This is a genomic window from Erwinia rhapontici (assembly GCF_012271765.1).
In the GTDB taxonomy this organism is placed as follows: Bacteria; Pseudomonadota; Gammaproteobacteria; order Enterobacterales; family Enterobacteriaceae; genus Erwinia; species Erwinia rhapontici.
The window spans coordinates 142653-161028 of record NZ_VRKO01000012.1 but is presented as its reverse complement, the minus strand read 5'-3'; the positions used below and the strand labels follow the sequence as shown (position 1 = coordinate 161028).

Sequence of the window (18376 nt, the reverse complement as noted above, 5' to 3'; positions counted from 1 at the left end):
ACTGTGCTACTTTGGCATTAATTCATCTGACAGGAATACAATAAAAATGGCTAAGAATAATAAAACAAAAACCTTCTCTCTGATTAAAGCCTCACTGGCTGTGCTGGTCGCTTCGGCGATATTGATGGCCTTGCCCGCACAGGCAGAAAACAATGATGCTGATGTGCCGTCATTAAAAGGGAAACGTATTGGTATTACCGTGGCGGGCACCGATCACTACTGGGATCTGAAAGCCTATCAGGGGCAAATCGACGAAGTGAAACGCCTTGGTGGCACGCCAATTGCACTGGATGGCGGGCGTAAAGAAGCCCAGCAAATCTCTCAGATTCAAACGCTTATCGCACAAAAGCCGGATGCCATTATTGAAACTCTCGGCACCGCGTCGGTGCTCGAACCCTGGCTTAAAAAAATCCGTGCTGCAGGTATTCCGCTGTTTACCGTCGATACCGCCAGCCCCTCCAGTATTAACGTCACAACCTCAGATAACTTTTATATTGGCGAACAGCTGGCGCTGAAACTGGTTAACGATCTGCGCGGCGAAGGAAATATTCTGGTATTTAACGGCTTTTATGGCGTGCCGGTAGTGGCAATGCGTTACGACCAGTTAAAAGCGGTACTGAAGTGGTATCCGAAAATTAAAATTATTGAACCGGAACTGCGCGATGTGATCCCGAATACCGTGCAGGATGCTTATTCTCAAATCAGCCAGCTGTTAAATAAATACCCGAAAGGCTCGGTACAGGCGATCTGGGCCGCCTGGGATGTACCACAGATTGGTGCCACGCAGGCGGTGGATGCCGCTGGCCGCAGTGAAATCAAAACCTATGCGGTCGACGGCAGCCCGGACGTGGTGTCACTGGTGAAAGATCCGAAATCCAGCGCGGCGGCAGTGGTGGCCCAGCAGCCTTACCTGATTGGTAAAACGGCAGTGCAAAATGCGGCCCGTTATCTGGCGGGGGATCGCAACCTGCCTCCGGCTACCTATGTACCTTCGCTGGTAGTGACCAAAGAGAACGCCGCAGAAGCACAGAAAACGCTGGGCCAGAGCGATGCCAAATAAACCGCCGCTGTTAGCGCTGAATAATATTGATAAAGCCTTTGACGGCGTTCCGGCCCTGCGCGGGGTGTCACTCAGCCTCGCACCAGGGGAGATCCACGGCCTGATTGGTCATAACGGCGCGGGGAAATCCACCCTGATCAAAATCCTCGGCGGGCTGCAACCCGCCGACGGCGGCGAGATCTGGTTCGACGGCCAGCCGGTGCGCATTGATTCGCCGGGCAGGGCGCACGCGCTGGGTATTGAGATTGTGCATCAGGAGCGTCTGCTGGCCCCCAGCCTGACCGTGGCGGAAACGCTGCTGCTGGGTGAGGAGCCGGTTTATCCCGGCGTGCGGCTGCTGAACCGTCGTCGCCTGCGGCACATTGCACGCCGGGCGATCCGTCAGCACTTTGCGCTGGATATTAACCCGGACAACCTGATTGCCGACCTCAGCGTGGCAGAACAACAAATTGTGCAGATCACCCGTGCATTGCGGCACTCGCCGCGCGTACTGGTGTTTGACGAACCCACGGCGGCGCTGGCCCGCCATGAAGTGGACGCACTGTTTCGCGCTATCCGCACGCTGCGCGGCCAGGGGCTGGCGGTGCTGTACGTTTCACACTACCTCGATGAAATCACCGAACTGTGCCAGCAGGTCAGCGTACTGCGTGACGGGCAAAACGTGGCACAGCATCAGGTCAGCGAAGTCACCGGCCCGCAGCTGATCCACGATATGCTCGGTGATGCCCTGCAAACCCAGGCCCGCACGCCGTCTCAGCGCCGTGAACAGACGCTGCTGCGCGTGGAGGGTCTTTCTGCGCCAGGGCGTTTCAGCGACGTCAGCTTTAGTGCGCAACGCGGTGAGATTATCGGCGTGACCGGGCTGCTGGGCTCCGGCGGAAAAGCGCTGGTGCGCTCGCTGTTCGGGCTGGAAAGTGGCCTGAGCGGCAGCATCACATTGAATGACCAGCCGCTGCTGCCGCGTTCGCCCCATCAGGCGGTGCAGCAGGGCATTGCCTTTGTGCCGGAAGATCGCCGCGCCAACGGCATCGCACCCGATCTCAGCGTGCGTGAGAATATTGCACTGACCTCACTGAAAACGCTGGTCAGGCGTCTGTTTATTGATCGACGACGTGAGAAGGCACTGGTGGCGGGCAATATTCAGCAGTTGGGGATTCGTACTCCTGGTGCTGAAGCACCGCTGCGCTCCCTCTCCGGCGGCAACCAGCAGAAGGTGGTGCTGGCGAAATGGCTGAACACCGATGCACAGCTCTACCTGCTCGATGAACCGACGGTCGGGGTGGATATCGGCGCAAAAGCGGAAATCTATCAGGCGCTGCATCAGCTGGTGGCGCAGGGCGCGCTGGTGATTGTCTTCTCAACCGACCTGCTGGAGCTGCAATCCCTGTGCGACCGCATTCTGGTGCTGGCGCGCGGGCAACTGGTCAAAACCCTCAATACCGCCGACACCGATCACCATGAGATCCTCGCCTGGGCCTCGGGCGCGGCGCAGGAACAGACGCAGGGAGCCGCCGCATGAGCGAACTCACTTCACCTGCGGGGCTGGCCCGTCCGGTGCCCGCTGCTCCGGCATCCGGGCAGGCCGTGCAGTGGTTACAGGGCGGTGCGCTGCTGATCATTGTTGCAGTACTGGCGGTGTTTGCCGTGCTGTCACCGATTTTTCTCACCGTCGGTAATCTGGGTAACGTGCTCCAACAGGCCGCCGTGACCGGCACGCTGGCCTTTGGCCTGACGCTGGTGCTGACCGGTGGCGGTAGCCACTCGCTCACCGGCGGCATTGATCTGTCGGTGGCAGCCAATATGGGGCTGAGTGCGGCGGTGTTTGCCACGCAACTGGCGGCAGGTCATTCCCTGACGGTGGCGCTGAGCCTGGCCGTATTAAGCGGTGCTGCCCTCGGCGCGCTGAATGCGCTGGCGGTGGTGTGGCTGCGTATTCTGCCGCTGCTGGCGACGCTGACCACCATGAATATCGCCATCGGGCTGGAGATGGTGCTGACGCAGAACTCCACCATTCCGGTCAGTGGCCCGCTGTTTGATGCTCTGCTGGCCGCCGGGCCGCTGACGTTGCCCTGGCTGGCCTGGGCCTTTGCCCTGCTGGCGCTGCTGGCAATTCTGTTGACACACAGCACCCGCTTCGGGCTGCGCTTACAGGCAGTGGGCAGCCATCCCCTGGCGGCGCGAGCAAATGGCCTGGTCGTGTGGCGCTATATCGCTGCCAGCTATGTGCTTTGTGGCGTAGCGTCGGCATTAGCCGCTTTCGGTTCAGTGACCGTGCTCAGCGGCAGTTCGCCGGGGGCGGGCGATAACCTGCTGATGGTGATTGCCGCTGTGCTGCTGGGCGTGGTGTTTTCACGGCGTCTGGTGCCGACCGTGGCCGGAACCCTGGTCAGCGTGCTGTTCCTCAGCCTGATTGCCAACGGTTTCCAGTTAATTAATGTGTCCAGCTACTGGATTAACGGTGTGGAAGGGGTGCTGATCCTCTCGGTGGTATCACTGACCGCACTGCTGCGCCAGCGCCAGCAAAGGAGAAAAGTCCGTGTCTGAGTTAACCCTTCGTCATGTGGCGGCAAGGGCAGGCGGCAACCTGCTCAGCCTGCTGATGCTGCTGGCCTTTGCCCTGTTATTGCTGCTGTTCAGCCTGTTCGCCCCCGGCTTTTTCACCCTGAGCAATATCGAAAGCGTGCTACTGAATAACGTCGCGCCGCTGGCGATTGTCGCCCTGGCGATGACGGTGGTGGCTTCGATGGGCGCCGTTGATCTCTCCGTCGGCACCGCGATTGATTTTGCCTGCCTGGTGCTGGTCACGCTGGTGCTGCACCAGGTTGGGCTGCCGCTGGCGATTGGTGCGGCGCTGCTGGCAGCACTGTGCGTGGGTTTGTTTAACGCATTTCTGATTGCGGTACTGGGCGTGGAGCCGTTTCTTGCCACGCTGGGTACACTGTTTATCGGCCAGAGCGTGCAGCAGCTGGCATCGAACGGCGGTCAGCCGATCTACCTGCTGAGCCAGGTGTTGCCGCCGGGATTCTCAGCCATCAGCCACGGCAGCTGGCTGGGCATTCCGCTGCCGCTGTGGGTCGTTGCGTTGCTGGCGCTGGGGTTGCATCTGCTGTTGCAGCGCAGTCGTCATGGCCGGGCGCTCAACGTCTTCGGCAGCCAGAGTAGCGTGGCGCACTATTCGGGTATCCATACCAAACGGCTGATCACGCTGGCCTTTGTGATCAGCGCCGTCACCGCTGGTCTGGTGGGACTGATGCTGGCATCGAATGTGAAAGCCTGGGTGTCGTTGTCGGGCAATGCCTATCTGTTGAATGCCATCGGCGCGGCCTTTATTGGCAGCACCTTCTCCCGCTCGCGGCGGCCCAGCGTGCCGGGCACCTTGCTTGGCGTTGTCCTGCTCAGCTTTGTCGCCAACGGGTTACTGTTGATCGGCTGGAACTTTTACTGGCAGCAGGTGGCGACCGGGGTGCTGATCTTCGTGGTGCTGGCCGCCGGAGCGCTGAACCGTCGCCAGCGCGGAGGGGTATGATGAGTGCTCCGAAGCCGCCGCTGATCCTGTTTGGTTTTATGATGAACGTGGTCGGGCATATCTCCGCCGGGCTGTGGCGTCATCCAGAGGATCAGGCATCACGCTACACCGATATCCGCTACTGGGTGGAGATCGCGCAGCTGCTGGACGAGGCGGGGTTCGATGCGCTGTTTCTTGCGGATGCGCTGGGGCAGCTGGATGTTTATCAGCAGCAGCCCCATGCGGCGCTGCGCGGTGCCGCCCAGATGCCGGTTAACGATCCGCTGCTGCTGGTCTCCGCGCTGGCGGCCGCCACCCGGCATCTGGGTTTTGGCGTGACCGTTTCCACCACCTACGAACATCCTTATCTGCTGGCGCGGAAATTCACCACCCTGGACCATCTCAGCAACGGGCGGGTGGCGTGGAATATTGTCACCTCAATGTTGGACTCCGCCGCGCGCAATCTCGGCCTGACGCAGCAGATCCCTCATGACGAGCGCTACGATCGTGCGCAGGAGTTTGTCGATGTTGCCTGCAAACTGTGGGAAGGCTCGTGGGAGGAGGATGCCGTCGTCCGTGACAAGCAGGCCGGGGTTTACAGCCATCCGCATAAAGTTCACCCCATTCGTCACCAGGGCCGTTACTACCAGGTGCCGGATGCGCATCTCAGCGAACCCAGCCCGCAGCGTACCCCGGTGCTGTTTCAGGCGGGTACCTCCGCACGCGGTAGCCTGTTTGCCGCCGCCAACGCCGAGGTGATCTTTATGGCCGGGCTGACGCCGGAGGCCATTCGTCATGATATTGCCACCATTCGCCAGTTGGCGGTGGAGCAGGGGCGGCATCCCGATGCCCTGCGCTTTATTGCCGCCGTCACCGTGGTGACCGGGCCGGATGACACACAGGCCCAGGCACGCTATGCCGATTTTCAGCGTTACATCAGTAAAGAAGCGGCGCTGGCGCTGTTCTCCGCCTGGACGGGGGTGGACTGGGCCGACTACGATCCTGATCGCCCGCTGGAATATATCGAAACTGACGCCTGCCGCTCGGCGCTCGCCAGCCTGACGCGTATTGACGGTGGCCGACAGTGGACACTGCGTGAAGCGGCACACTACATCGGGATTGGGGGGCTGCATCCCACGCTGGTGGGCGGCCCGCAGTCGGTGGCCGACCAGTTGGAACAGTTTGCCGCGGCATCGGGCGTGGACGGTTTTAACATCGGCTATGCCATCAGTCCCGGCAGCTTTGAGGATTTTGCCCGCTATGTGATACCGGAGCTGAAAGCCCGCGGACGCGTTGCACCCCGACCTGCGCAGCCGCTGACCCTGCGCGAAAGGCTGTTTGGTGCGGGACAGCATTACAGGCGATAAATCGTAAAAAAAAGACGTCTGTGTTAGCGGTACGCGTATTTCTTCTCAGAAAACTTTTGGTTAAGTTGTCCTTCGCACATTTTATGTTCAACGTAAACGGGCTAAGGACAGCATATGGCAAAGGGCTATTTTCTTCGCGTCGGCGATAAAACCAGCTGCGGTGGGGAAATACTGAGCGGTCACTCGACCGTCTTTCTGCGTGGCGCGGAGCTTCCGCGGGAGGGCAGTCTGGTCTCCTGCGGTAAGGAACCCCGGTATGACGTACAGCATCATCAGCGGGCCGGGCAAAATCAGGGTGGGCGGGATGCCGCTGGCCGGTACGCTCGACAGCGTCAGTTCCTGCCCCTGCGGGGCGACATTTATTTCCTCCATTCCTGACGGTTACGGCAAAGAACCCGCCAGCGTAACGCAACGAAAACCCGTTGCGCCGATTGATATCCCCCTGTTTGCTCCCTCTCAGGCAGACGTACCGCAACAACACGCCCAGTCCGCGAAGATAAAGCGGCGCGAAATCACGCTGACGATCGGGGTGTTTTTTGATGGGACGGGGAATAATGCGGATAACAGTGCTGACCGTCAGAATGCCTGTGCAGGCGAGCATTATGGCATGAGTGACGGGGATGCCGAATCTACGTTATCTCAGTGCGTAAAGGCTGAAACGGAGTCATAGCGGTATTGCCGCAGGAAGTTATCTTGGTTATTACACCAATGTGTATTGGCTGAATACGCTGTATAACCAGAAAATTACCACCGATACCGGACATGGACAGAGTGCCATTTATATCGAAGGAATTGGTACAGAAAGCGGAAAGGGTGACAGCTCTTACGGGATGGGAACCGGTAGAGGTAACACTGGCGTAGCCAGTAAAACCGATAAGGCGGTGGCGTTGCTGGTAACGGGTATCGAGGATTATCTTTTCAGATTCCCTGAAGCCAAAGATTGTATTATCAAAGAATTACAGTTTGATATTTTCGGTTTTAGCCGGGGGGCAGCGGCGGCGCGGCATTTTGCCAACCGGGTGTTCGAGCAGGATGATGCCATTGTGGCAGCGATTAAAGCCGGAGTGGGTGAAGTTAAACTCACTGGTAAACCCGGCGGTAAAACCCGTTTTCTGGGGATATTTGATACCGTGGCGGGGATCGGTACGCCGGTTAACGGTTTTAACCCGCACAGCGCGGATACCGGAGAGGTGAATATCGCGCTGCGTCCCGGCGTGGCGGAGAAGGTCTTCCATATCACCGCACAGCACGAGTGCCGTTTTAACTTTGCGCTGAACAGCGTAAAGCCCGCGTGGCCGGAGCTGGTGTTGCCCGGGGCACACTCGGATATTGGTGGCGGGTATAATCCCGACGAGTACGAAGCCTGCTTCCTTACGCGCCCGCAGTTTGAAACCGTGCCGGTTTCTGTTTCTGATAAGGAGACCGCAACGTATCGTCATGCCGGTTCACAGTTTGGGATCATGACGCGTTATCCGGCCATAGCGCCGCTGCTTGAGGGTAACGTGATTAAACTCAGAGCCTGGCATGACGACCGAATGCCCGCCGACCGCTTCGGTATGCTGCAAAAACGCAGCGGTGCCGCGCTAATTCTTGAGCGCCCGACGCGCAATGACTGGTCAAAGGTGGCGCTACGGGTAATGATCGACGCCGCGCAGGATGCGGGGGTGGTGTTTGAACCCATACTACCTAAAGATGACAACCTTTCATTACCGACCGAACTAAAAGAGTTGTATAAAAAAGCGATTATGATGGGCCGCGCTGTCCGCAATGGTCAATTGGTCAGCGAGTATACCACCGGGCAAATTACTGCGCTGGCGGGAAAATACCTTCACTGCTCGGCCAACTGGAACAGCGTGATACGGGACACTCAGGGAAGGATCACCGGGGCGGTGAAGCCCGCGAAACTGGTGACTTTTACTAACCGGCCGGATGAACGCTGGCAACGGACGATTTACGATATGGACGGGAACAGAATATGGAAATAAAACGTATTGCCGGGCTGCTTTCGCTATTGATCCTGACGGCCTGCCAGGGAGCAGGACAACTCAACAAAGCGACTCAAAACACGGAACCAAAAGAGTGGAAATTTAACTTTTTTACACCCAAAGCGTTGCCTGCCCTGGTGACCTTTGTCGTGGTCCAGGATGCGGTTGGCACCGTTTATCAATTTAATACGCTCAACAACACCCCGGATCTGGATAAGGTCATCGGTGAGTGGAACGACATTTCGCGGGCACCTGGCGGACACTGGAATCACGTTGAAAAACCGCCCAAGCATATTATTTTTTGCTGGGACTCTGTGATTGATAAAAAGGTCTATGAAACCCATCTGACTTTCCCCTGGGAAGTAGTAGATAAAATGCGCAGGCCGAGCGTATATAAAAACTATCTTGGCAAAACGGCGTATTACGACAATATCCAGATTGGGCTGGCGCCGGAGGGGAAGGTGGCTATCTGGCTAAGGGGGGTAGGATTTGAGCCTAATTATCGTGTCACCCCGTCTGTCCTGAAAACGCTCTCCGGGGAAAAATTAGAGATTTGCAAAGGGATAACACGTTTTTCAAACGGTTATGAATACGGAGAAAATACAAAAGAATTTATTAAGGACAAAGTGTATCCGTATGGTGTCTGGTAATTTTTAGCGCAAGGACGGGAACTAAATATGGAAATAAAACGTATCGCAGGGCTGCTTTCGCTATTGATCCTGACTGCCTGCCAGGGAGCAGGTCAGACCAACAAGGCGGCTCAAAACACGGAACCAACGGAGTGGAAATTTAACTTTTTTACACCCAAAGCCCTGCCCGCACTGGTGACCTTTGCCGCCGTCCTCGATGCTGGCAATATTGATTATCGGTTTAACACCTTAGACTATACGCCTGCGCTGGATAGCGTTGTCGGCGAGTGGAACGAACGCTCGCGGGCTGCCAATGGACACTGGAACCGGACAAAATCTCCCCCCCGTCATATTTTATTCTGCTGGGATTCGGTGATTGATAAAAAGGTGTATGAAACTCACCTGACGTTACCTGATGCCGCTATAGATAAAATGCGCAGGTCCAGCATGTACAAGAACTATCTTGGCAAGACTGCGTATTACGACAGTATCCAGATTGGACTGGCCCCTGAAGGAAAAGTCGCCGTCTGGATAGATGGCATAGGATTTGAACCGAACCATCGCGTAATACCTGCAGTGCTGAAAACGGTTTCCGGCGATAAATTAGCGCTGTGCAAAGGAATAACCAAACACCCGAATGGGTATAAATACTACGGGGATACACCAGAGTTCATTAAAAACAAAGTGTATCCGTATGGTGTCTGGTAGTTTTTAGAACAGGGACGGGAACAGAATATGGAAATAAAACGGATCGCTGTGCTGCTTTCACTACTGACGTTGACGGCCTGCCAGGGGGCAGACCAGGCCAACAAGACGGCTCTCGACGCAGAGCCAACAGAGTGGAAGTTTAATTTTTTCACACCGAAAGGGCTGCCTGCGCAGGTGACCTTCGCCGCCATCCTGGATATGGGCAATATTGATTATCGATTTAATACTCTCGACAGTACCAAGGCGCTGTATGACGTGACGGGTGAGTGGAACGACAGTGCGCGTGCACTTTACGGGTACTGGAATCATGTACAGCATCCCCCCCGGCATATTATTTTTTGCTGGGATTCGGTGATTGATAAAAAGGTGTATGAAACTCATCTGACGTTGTCCGATGAGATAGTGGATAAAATGCGTAAGCCCAGCCCACACAAATACTATCAGGGAAAGACCCGGTATCACGACAGTATCCAGATTGGGCTGGCCCCTGAAGGGAAGGTGGCCGTCTGGGTGAATGGAATCGGTTTCGAGCATAACTACCGTATAACACCCTCTGTCCTGAAAACGTTATCCGGGGATAAATTAGATATTTGCAAAGGAATCACTAAGAGCGATTTTTCTTATGGTTATGATCAGGACATAAAAGATTTTATCAACGGAAAGAAATACCCTTACGGCAAATGGTAGCGCTTGCTTTTTATGCAGGAATAAAATCGCTCCTGACGGGTATTTACGATTCATTCTCACAAAAACGGTGTCAGATATAACGCCTTGAAATTAAGTTGACCCGGACGATAAATCGTAAAAAAACGAGGGCTTTGTTAGCGGAACGCCTATTTCTCCTCAGAAGCGTTTGGGTTAAGTTGTTCTTTGTGCATTTAATGTTCACCGTGAATGAGCTAAGGACAGCCTGTGACAAAGGGATATTTTCTTCGCGTTGGCGATAAAACCACCTGCGGTGGGGAAGTACTGAGCGGTCACTCGACCGTTTTTCTGCGTGGTGCGGAGCTTCCCCGGGAGGGCAGTCTGGTCTCCTGTGGTAAGAACCCGGGTATGACGTACCGCATCATCAGCGGGCCGGGCAAAATAAGGGTGGGCGGGATGTCACTGGCCGGCACGCTCGACAGCGTCAGTTCCTGCCCCTGCGGGGCTACGTTTATTTCCTCCATTCCTGACGGTTACGGCAAAGAACCCGCCAGCGTAAGGCAGCGCAAGCCACAGCCGATTGAACTCTCGCTGTTCGCCCCCTCTCAGGGCATCGTACCGCAACAATACGCCCAGTCCGCGAAGAAAAAGCGGCGCGAAATCATGCTGACGATCGGGGTGTTTTTTGATGGGTCGGGGAATAATGCGGATAACAGTGCTGACCGTCAGAATGCCTGTGCTGGCGAGCATTTTGGTATGAGTGACGGGGATTCCTCTTCTGCTCAGGCTCAGTGTGTAAAGTTAAAATATGGTCACAGCGGTTTCGCCGCCGGAAGCCATCTGGGCTATTTCACCAATGTTCACTGGCTGTATACGCTGTATAACCAGGACAGGGCATATACACAGAGAGCCATTTATATTGAGGGGATCGGTACTGAAAGTGGTCAGGGGGACAGTTCCTACGGGATGGGGACTGGCAGAGGCAGTACTGGGGTAGTCAGCAAAACTGATAAGGCGGTGACACTGCTGGTGACCAGTATTCAGGACTATCTTTCTCAACTTCCCGATATCAAATCTCTCATTATTAGTGAGTTGCAGTTCGATATCTTTGGGTTTAGTCGTGGCGCGGCAGCAGCACGACATTTTGCTAACCGCGTGTTTGATCAGGACGATGCCATTGTGGCAGCGATTAAAGCCGGATTAGGTGAGATTAAGTTCAATGGCACGCCCGGCGGCAAAACCCGCTTCCTGGGGATATTCGATACCGTGGCGGGGGTCGGCACGCCGATTAACGGCTTTAACCCGCACAGCGCGGATACCGGAGAGGTGAATATTGTGCTGCGGCCCGGCGTGGCGGAGAAAGTATTCCATATCACCGCGCAGCATGAGTGCCGTTTTAACTTCGCCCTGAACAGCGTAAAACCTGCCTGGCCGGAACTGGCGTTGCCGGGGGCGCACTCGGATATTGGCGGTGGGTATAATCCCGACGAGTACGAAGCCTGTTTCCTTACGCGCCCGCAGTTTGAAACCGTGCCGGTTTCTGTTCCCGATAAGGAAACCAACACCTATCGGCATGCCGGGGCACAGTTCAGGATTATGGCCTGTTATCCCATGATTGCGCCGCTGCTGCAGGGCAACAAAATTAAACTCAGAGCCTGGCATGATGACCGAATGCCCGCCGACCGCTACGGCACGCTGCAAAAACGCAGCGCTGCCGCACTAACCCTTGAACGCCCCACGCGTAATGACTGGTCAAAGGTGGCGCTGCGGGTGATGATCGATGCCGCGCAGGATGCAGGGGTGGTGTTTGAACCCATTCGAAGTACGAATACAGAATTAAAACTGCCATCAGAACTCTATGAATTCTATAAAAAAGCTATGGTGATGGGGCGCGCCGTTCGCAACGGCCAGCGGGCCAGCGGATTTACCACCCCGGAAATTAATGTACTGGCCGGAAAATACCTTCACTGCTCGGCCAACTGGAACAGCGTGATAAAAGATAGTCAGGGAAGAATTACCGGAGCAGTAAAGCCCGCTAAGCTGGTTACCTTTACCAACAGGCCGGATTATCGCTGGCAACGAACCACTTACGATATGGACGGGAATATAATATGGAAATAAAACGCCTTATAGTACTGATTTCATTTTCAATGCTGACGGCCTGCCAGGGAGTAAGCCAGGCCAGTAAGACAGTGCAAAATACGGAGCCGACAGCGTGGAAATTTAACTTTTTCACGCCCAAAGCCCTGCCCGCACTGGTGACCTTTGCCGTTATTATTGATGCCAACAACCGGGTTTCGCGGTTTGTGACGCTGAACAGTACGCCCGATCTCAGTGACATGGTCGGTGAATGGAACGATTACACGCGGGCACCCAGCGGGTACTGGAACCATGTGAAGCATCCGCCAAAACAACTGTTTTTCTGCTGGGATTCGATCATTGATAAGAAAGTGTATGAAACCCGGCTGACGTTATCTGACGCTGATGTGGAAAAAATGCGCAGGCCCAGCGGGCATAAAAACTATTTTGGCCAGACTGCGTATTACGACAATATCCAGTTTGGTCTGGCCCCTGAAGGAAAAGTGGCAGTCTGGTTAGTCGGCACAGGACCTCAACCTAATTACCGTGTAACGCCATCAGTATTAAACACGGTTTCTGGGGATGAATTAATTCTTTGTAAAGGAATAACTAAAAGTGATTTTTCTCATGGAGATGATCAGGATATAAAAGATTTTATCAAAGGAAAACAATACCCTTACGGCAAGTGGTAATGCCTGCTTCAGGCAAGGGAGTTCAGGTGGTTTTTAGAGTAGGGACGGGAACACAATATGGAAATAAAACGTATCGCAGGGCTGCTTTCGCTATTGATCCTGACTGCCTGCCAGGGAGCAGGTCAGACCAACAAGGCGGCTCACAACACGGAACCAACGGAGTGGAAATTTAACTTTTTCACGCCCATATACCTACCCGCGTTGGTGACGTTTGTTGTGGTACAGGATGCGGCTGGTACTGTTTATCGCTTTAATACCCTGGACAGCACGCAGCCATTACATGACGTGGTGGGTGAGTGGAACGACAGTGCGCGGGCGCTCAATGGTTACTGGAATCATGTTGAAAAACCTCCCAAGCATATTATTTTTTGCTGGGATTCAGTGATTGATAAAAAGGTCTATGAAACTCATCTGACTTTTCCCTGGGATGTGGTGGATAAAATGCGTAAACCCAGCGTACACAAGGACTATCTTGGTAAGGCTGCGTATTACGACAGTGTACAGATGGGGCTGGCCCCAGGAGGAAAGGTGGCCGTCTGGGTAAATGGTATCCGTTTCGAACATAACTATCGTATAAAGCCCTCTGTCCTGAAAACGTTATCCGGGGATAAATTAGATATTTGCAAAGGAATCACTAAGAGCGATTTTTCTTATGGATATGACCAGGACATAAAAGATTTTATCAAAGGAAAGAAATACCCTTACGGCAAGTGGTAATGCCTGCTTGAGGCAAGGGAATTGAGTTCTTTAGTCTGCATCCCTATTTCCCACCACCCGGAAGCGTAATCTGCATACAGGTTCCGCCCAGTCGGCTGGGCAGGCAGCGTGCGGTGCCACCGTGCGCTCGGGCAATGGCATACACCACTGCCAGGCCAAGGCCGGAACCATCGGGCTTTTGCACCCGGTCGTTTTCTGCACGGAAAAAGGCGTCAAATACTGCGTCCTGATCGGCATAACCAATACCGGGGCCTTCATCTTCCACCGTCAGCACAATGGCATCACTGGAGGGGCGGCAGGTGATCATTACCACGCCCGGAACCGCATATTTACTGACATTGCTGAGCAGCGCGAAGAGCACCTGACGCAGGCGCACTTCATCGACAAAACAGACAATATCTTCGGCTTCAATTACCGGCTCCAGCCCGCGCTGTTTCAGCTTGTCGCGGAAGGAATCGACGGATGACGTCAGTATTTCCTTCAGATGCAGCGTTTCCCGGTAGAGATAGAGCTGGCCGCTGTCGGAGAGGCTGAGTACCCGAAGATCGTCGATCATTCGCGATAATCCTTCCGTCTGACGGAGTAAGATAGCGAACTGCCGATCGTCGCGGTCAAAAATACCTTCCATCATTCCCTGGATACGCCCCTGCAATACGGTGACCGGGGTGCGCAGTTCATGGGCAATGGCCGCGTTCCACTTTTTCATCTCATGCGACATCACTTCCAGCTTCTCCGCCATCGAATTGAAATCATCGATTAGCAGCGCAGTTTCGCGTATTTCGGAGGTGCTGTGTTCTGCGCGGATGCTCAGATTGCCTTCAGCCACCTGGCGCGCACTGTGCGCAACCGCATTCAGCGGAATAATCACGCGTTTGGCAAAGCCCCAGACAAAATAGAGCGCCACCGCGGCGGATAATACGCCGGAGATCAGCGTCAGGATCCAGTCATGCGAGGAAGGGATCCAGCTGATCTCATCTTTGCCATCATAAAAAATGCCGATATAGACGCTGTAAACCACCGACAGCAGCACCAGCGTGCTGACAGCCACTTTCGAGGTCAGGATAAACAGCTGGTAACGGATGCCTGGCTTTGCCATCTTAATCTCCCAGCCGGTAGCCGAAGCCGCGAATGCTCTCAGGAACAGAAGACAGCCCGGCCTGCTCAATCTTTTTACGCAGTTTGCTGATGTGGCTGTCAACGGTGCGCTCACTGGCTTCACCTTCTGGCAGGCAATGTTCCAGCAATTCCCGGCGGGTAAATACACGCTTCGGATAACGGATCAAATGCATCAGGATTTTAAATTCCGTTGAGGTCAGCCTATTACCCATTTCTGTACCGCTACTTTTTATTTTCACCAGATGATTAACCGTATCAATATCAATATTTTTACTGCTGTAGATATGTTGGTTTTTATTATTACTGTAGAAGGGCAGGCGGCGTAATATCACGTGAATTCTTGCCACCACTTCTGCCGGATTAAAAGGTTTAACGATGTAATCATCGGCGCCGACTCTCAGTGCATGAATTTTATCCACATCAGCATCCAGTGCGGTCAGCATCATCACGGGGACATCTGAGTCTTTACGGATATCGTTAAGTACCTGCCAGCCATCAATAAATGGCATTTTAATATCCAGGATGACAAAGTCAGGCCGATCCTCAAAATAACGTTCCAGTGCTTCACGCCCGTTAGCGGCATGAATAATGGTAAAGCTTTCTTTTTGCAGGTAAGCAAAAAGGATCTCGGCAATATCTTCCTCGTCTTCAGCGAGCAAAATTTTAATATTCTTCATTTCTGTTCCGCTTTTTGTGTCATCTCATTCCCTCTCCACACAATCTCCACATAACCTCCACGCAGCCTCAACTTACGACCATTATTATTACGTTAACACATAAGTTAACGTTAAAAATATCAGGAAAACGGCCGGTATGTTTACCAAAAGCATAGCAAGCATCAGCTATCATCGTATAACCCACAAGGAAAGTTGATATGTCTTCCTCATTTCGCTGGGTAATCCTGGCGGTGATCTCCAGCGCTTTATTACTGGTGGTCATTGATATGACCGTGCTTTATACCGCGCTGCCGCGCCTGACCCATGATCTTCAGGCAACGGCGACGCAGAAGCTGTGGATCGTTAATGCCTATCCGCTGACGATGGCAGGTTTGTTGATCAGCATGGGCGTGCTGAATGACCGTATTGGCGCACGCTGCTTCTTCATTCTCGGGCTGGTCATTTTTGGCATCGCCTCGCTGGCGGCGGCATTTTCCGTTTCCGCTGAGATGCTGATTGCCTCTCGTGCGCTGCTGGCTGTCGGGGCGGCGATGATGATGCCCGCAACCATGACGATTGTGCGCAGAGCCTTTGACGATCCCGCCGAGCGCTCACTGGCGATTGGCATCTGGGCCGCGGTGGCTTCCGGCGGGGCGGCGCTCGGTCCGGTGATTGGTGGGCTGCTGCTGGAGTATTTCTGGTGGGGATCGGTTTTTCTGATCAACGTCCCGATTGTGGTTCTGGTGCTGCTGTTTTCGCTGAAACTGATCCCGCCGATACCGGGCGACCACACCCGGGTATTCAGTCTGACCGCTGCCGTTCAGATTATGGCGGGCCTCACCGGGCTGATTTATGCCATGAAGGAGTTCAGCAAGCCGTCACCGCAGCTCAGCATTGCGGTGATCGCCGGGGTAATCGGGGTGATGATGACGCTGCTGTTTGTCAGAAAACAGCAGCGCTCAGCCAGCCCAATGCTCGATCTGGCGTTGTTTAGCAACCGGTTCTTTACGGCGGGTGTGATCGCCGCAATGGTGTCGATTGCCTGCGTCATCGGCGTTGAACTGGCCGTGACGCAGCGGCTGCAACTGGTGCTGTCTATGTCGCCTTTACTGGCCGGGCTGTTTATTTTGCCGCTGCCGCTCGCCTCCTTTATTGCCGGGCCTGCGGTAGGATGGCTGGTGCCGCATATAGGCTCACTCCGGGCGATTCAGTATTCCTTGCTGCTCTCTGCGGCGGGCCTGGCGGTTTACCTGATGGTGTATGATGCCGCCTTGTGGATGACGGTCGCAGCCCTGGCGCTGACCGGCGCCGGACTTGGTGGCGCGATGACGGCGGCATCGACCGCGATCATCCTCAACTCACCGGAAAACAGCTCAGGGACGGCAGCATCGATTGAGGGCGTGGCGTTTGAGTTCGGTGGCGCAATCGGTATTACCATTCTCGGCGGGATTCTGGCCGCGCTGTATTCGTATGATATGTCTGCCATTCCGCATCTGCCCGCGTTGGCACAGGACAGCATTGATGGTGCGTTAATTGCCGCCGGATCGCTGATACCTGCGGAAGGGCGCGTGTTGCTGAATCTGGCCGAAGCGGCCTTTAGCCGTGGCTTTGTTTCGGTGATCGGTACATCGATTGTTGCATTGCTTCTCACAGGCGGGGTGCTGGCGATGTATACCCGTAAAACGGTGTGACAAAGGCTGAAGCCAGTTTGAACACGCAGCATCGGCAATAGGCATGATTTTAAGTGTCGCGTATGATGGCATCCCAGCTGAGACATCTCACAGGGAGTGATCAACATGATTAATTTCGATTATTTTATCGACCAGGCAAAGCACCTTGCTGCGACATTACCGCTGCCTTCGCAGGTCAATACCTTAGAAAGAGAAGGGTTGCGTTATCGCCTTTATCGGTCAGAACAGACGCCAAATGATCTGATCATTGTTTATCATGGCGGCGGCGTCCATCTGGATGCTGGCTATGACATTCTTGCCCGGCAGATAACACAGGATGAAAGCATCGCAGTTTGTCTGGTGGATATTCGCGGCCACGGCGGATCGACAGGGGCAAAAGGCCAGCTGGTGAACGTTTCCATCGTCTGGCGTGATGTCGATACGCTGGTGAGCTGGATGCGAACCCTTTTTCCACATACCGCGATGCATTTGCTCGGGCACTCCAGCGGCGGCGGGATGCTGATTAACTATTTCTCGCACTATCACCCGCAACAACGGTCAGACAGCCTGATTTTGCTGGCCCCTGAGCTGGGTCTATTTGCGCCTGAAGTGCGTTGCCCTCAGACCTCCGCTCCCTTTGCTGAGGTGAGTCAGTGGCCTTTTATCATCAACGCGTTAAGTGGCGGCAAGCTGCTGGGCAACTACCCGGCGGTGCGGCTGAATTTCCCGGATAAGGTGAAGGCCATTGCACTGGATTTCGTGCAGCACTACAGTGTTAATATGGCGAATGCGCTGACCCCTCGTCATCCGGCAAAACAGCTGGCGGCGCTACCATTGCCCACCTCGTGGTTTGCCGCCGGGGACGATGAGCTGTTCAGTGCGCAGGCGATGGCGGTATTTGCTAAACAGCATGGCAACACTCATCTGCGCTTCCTGATACTGGAAGACTGCTCACATCTGAATTGCGTGTTTTGTCTTGAGGAGGGAATACAGCAACATCTTAACGCCCTGCGCCAGAAACGCGCCGTCTGATCATCAAGCCCGCTGATGCGCTGAGGGATCCCCACAAAACAAGACCTGCATTATTAGCAGCCACCTTCTTTTCCGGTCGGCCAGTGACGCAAGCCTGCACGATGGCCAGGTTCAGGTCAACGTCAAGGGCGTTTCGCTTTCCCGCTGCGCGGGCTGAGCGCCCCAGGGTGGGCAGTCGCCCCCACCCTGGGGACCCGGGCTTTGCGGCAGGCGCTGCGTCCACTGCGTGGATGCCTTCGCAAGCGTCGTTCACCGACGCACCGGTCGTGACGGCACATCCCTGTGCCGGCTCTCCCTCTCACCGCCGTCGTGGCGGTTCGTCCTGGTTCACTGTGCTTCCTCAGCGCTGCTGAATGCCGCCTCAACGTCAAAATCCAGGTCAAAACCCTAACCAATGCACAGAGAGCGTCATGCTGTTGCGGTTTTAAAATCCACAGCGAGCAACGATTCTGCGGGGACGGGGCCAGTTTGAGGTAAGCCGGGCGTCACGCGACAGGACGTCGCGTGCCGAGGCC

At 54.9% G+C, this 18376-nt stretch carries 15 protein-coding genes and 1 pseudogene; 14 read left to right on the top strand and 2 right to left on the bottom strand.

The window, feature by feature from the left end; genetic code table 11:
- The first annotated feature begins 46 nt into the window (after positions 1-46).
- The 12 genes and pseudogenes from FVB43_RS10825 to FVB43_RS10770 all read left to right on the top strand — a co-directional run bounded on the left by FVB43_RS10825 (position 47) and on the right by FVB43_RS10770 (position 13387).
- Positions 47-1060, top strand: a complete 1014-nt coding sequence (locus FVB43_RS10825; RefSeq protein ID WP_167863980.1) for a sugar ABC transporter substrate-binding protein — start codon at positions 47-49, stop codon at positions 1058-1060.
- Complete coding sequence (locus FVB43_RS10820; protein WP_167863979.1) at positions 1050-2579, top strand: sugar ABC transporter ATP-binding protein; 1530 nt, start codon at positions 1050-1052, stop codon at positions 2577-2579. The genes FVB43_RS10825 and FVB43_RS10820 overlap by 11 nt, the downstream gene beginning before the upstream one ends.
- Positions 2576-3604, top strand: coding sequence for an ABC transporter permease (locus tag FVB43_RS10815; protein WP_167863978.1), 1029 nt, complete (start codon positions 2576-2578; stop codon positions 3602-3604). Before FVB43_RS10820 ends, FVB43_RS10815 begins: the two co-directional genes overlap by 4 nt.
- Positions 3597-4586, top strand: coding sequence for an ABC transporter permease (locus FVB43_RS10810; RefSeq protein ID WP_197931280.1), 990 nt, complete (start codon positions 3597-3599; stop codon positions 4584-4586). The genes FVB43_RS10815 and FVB43_RS10810 overlap by 8 nt, the downstream gene beginning before the upstream one ends.
- A complete protein-coding gene (locus tag FVB43_RS10805) occupies positions 4583-5932 on the top strand; it encodes an LLM class flavin-dependent oxidoreductase (protein ID WP_242462138.1) in 1350 nt (449 codons plus the stop codon). Before FVB43_RS10810 ends, FVB43_RS10805 begins: the two co-directional genes overlap by 4 nt.
- Positions 5933-6046: 114 nt before the next feature.
- Positions 6047-7917: pseudogene (locus FVB43_RS10800) on the top strand (phospholipase effector Tle1 domain-containing protein).
- On the top strand, positions 7908-8567 hold the full coding sequence (locus tag FVB43_RS10795) for a DUF2931 family protein (protein WP_167863977.1): 660 nt from the start codon (positions 7908-7910) through the stop codon (positions 8565-8567). The pseudogene FVB43_RS10800 and the gene FVB43_RS10795 overlap by 10 nt, the downstream one beginning before the upstream one ends.
- 27 nt (positions 8568-8594) lie before the next feature.
- Entirely contained in the window at positions 8595-9254 is a 660-nt protein-coding gene (locus tag FVB43_RS10790) for a DUF2931 family protein (protein WP_167863976.1), read from the top strand.
- Positions 9255-9281: 27 nt separating this feature from the next.
- On the top strand, positions 9282-9941 hold the full coding sequence (locus FVB43_RS10785; RefSeq protein ID WP_167863975.1) for a DUF2931 family protein: 660 nt from the start codon (positions 9282-9284) through the stop codon (positions 9939-9941).
- 225 nt (positions 9942-10166) lie between these two features.
- On the top strand, positions 10167-12020 hold the full coding sequence (locus FVB43_RS10780; protein WP_167863974.1) for a phospholipase effector Tle1 domain-containing protein: 1854 nt from the start codon (positions 10167-10169) through the stop codon (positions 12018-12020).
- Positions 12011-12670: a DUF2931 family protein gene (locus FVB43_RS10775; protein WP_167863973.1), complete on the top strand. Its 660-nt coding sequence runs from the start codon at positions 12011-12013 to the stop codon at positions 12668-12670. Before FVB43_RS10780 ends, FVB43_RS10775 begins: the two co-directional genes overlap by 10 nt.
- A gap of 57 nt (positions 12671-12727) precedes the next feature.
- Positions 12728-13387: a DUF2931 family protein gene (locus tag FVB43_RS10770; protein ID WP_167863972.1), complete on the top strand. Its 660-nt coding sequence runs from the start codon at positions 12728-12730 to the stop codon at positions 13385-13387.
- Positions 13388-13430: 43 nt separating this feature from the next.
- Here the strand turns inward: FVB43_RS10770 and FVB43_RS10765 are convergent, their stop codons facing one another.
- Both FVB43_RS10765 and FVB43_RS10760 read right to left on the bottom strand, forming a co-directional pair.
- The gene (locus FVB43_RS10765) at positions 13431-14483 is read right to left on the bottom strand and encodes an ATP-binding protein (RefSeq protein WP_167863971.1); all 1053 of its coding nucleotides are present in this window, start codon (positions 14481-14483) and stop codon (positions 13431-13433) included.
- A gap of 1 nt (position 14484) precedes the next feature.
- Positions 14485-15180 (bottom strand): response regulator, encoded by a 696-nt coding sequence (locus FVB43_RS10760; RefSeq protein WP_167863970.1) that lies wholly within the window; start codon positions 15178-15180, stop codon positions 14485-14487.
- 197 nt (positions 15181-15377) lie between these two features.
- On the opposite strand from FVB43_RS10760, the gene FVB43_RS10755 reads away from it, so the two are divergent.
- Together FVB43_RS10755 and FVB43_RS10750 are read left to right on the top strand one after the other, a co-directional pair.
- Positions 15378-16850, top strand: coding sequence for an MFS transporter (locus FVB43_RS10755; RefSeq protein ID WP_167863969.1), 1473 nt, complete (start codon positions 15378-15380; stop codon positions 16848-16850).
- A 105-nt stretch (positions 16851-16955) separates the two neighbouring features.
- Positions 16956-17861 (top strand): alpha/beta hydrolase, encoded by a 906-nt coding sequence (locus FVB43_RS10750; protein ID WP_167863968.1) that lies wholly within the window; start codon positions 16956-16958, stop codon positions 17859-17861.
- The last annotated feature ends 515 nt before the right edge of the window (positions 17862-18376 follow it).

Coding starts and splice junctions, on each gene's coding strand:
- FVB43_RS10825 (WP_167863980.1), top strand. CDS start 47: ATGGCTAAGAATAATAAAACAAAAACCTTCTCTCTGATTAAAGCCTCA.
- FVB43_RS10820 (WP_167863979.1), top strand. CDS start 1,050: ATGCCAAATAAACCGCCGCTGTTAGCGCTGAATAATATTGATAAAGCC.
- FVB43_RS10815 (WP_167863978.1), top strand. CDS start 2,576: ATGAGCGAACTCACTTCACCTGCGGGGCTGGCCCGTCCGGTGCCCGCT.
- FVB43_RS10805 (WP_242462138.1), top strand. CDS start 4,583: ATGATGAGTGCTCCGAAGCCGCCGCTGATCCTGTTTGGTTTTATGATG.
- FVB43_RS10795 (WP_167863977.1), top strand. CDS start 7,908: ATGGAAATAAAACGTATTGCCGGGCTGCTTTCGCTATTGATCCTGACG.
- FVB43_RS10790 (WP_167863976.1), top strand. CDS start 8,595: ATGGAAATAAAACGTATCGCAGGGCTGCTTTCGCTATTGATCCTGACT.
- FVB43_RS10785 (WP_167863975.1), top strand. CDS start 9,282: ATGGAAATAAAACGGATCGCTGTGCTGCTTTCACTACTGACGTTGACG.
- FVB43_RS10775 (WP_167863973.1), top strand. CDS start 12,011: ATGGAAATAAAACGCCTTATAGTACTGATTTCATTTTCAATGCTGACG.
- FVB43_RS10770 (WP_167863972.1), top strand. CDS start 12,728: ATGGAAATAAAACGTATCGCAGGGCTGCTTTCGCTATTGATCCTGACT.
- FVB43_RS10765 (WP_167863971.1), bottom strand. CDS start 14,483: ATGGCAAAGCCAGGCATCCGTTACCAGCTGTTTATCCTGACCTCGAAA.
- FVB43_RS10760 (WP_167863970.1), bottom strand. CDS start 15,180: ATGAAGAATATTAAAATTTTGCTCGCTGAAGACGAGGAAGATATTGCC.
- FVB43_RS10755 (WP_167863969.1), top strand. CDS start 15,378: ATGTCTTCCTCATTTCGCTGGGTAATCCTGGCGGTGATCTCCAGCGCT.
- FVB43_RS10750 (WP_167863968.1), top strand. CDS start 16,956: ATGATTAATTTCGATTATTTTATCGACCAGGCAAAGCACCTTGCTGCG.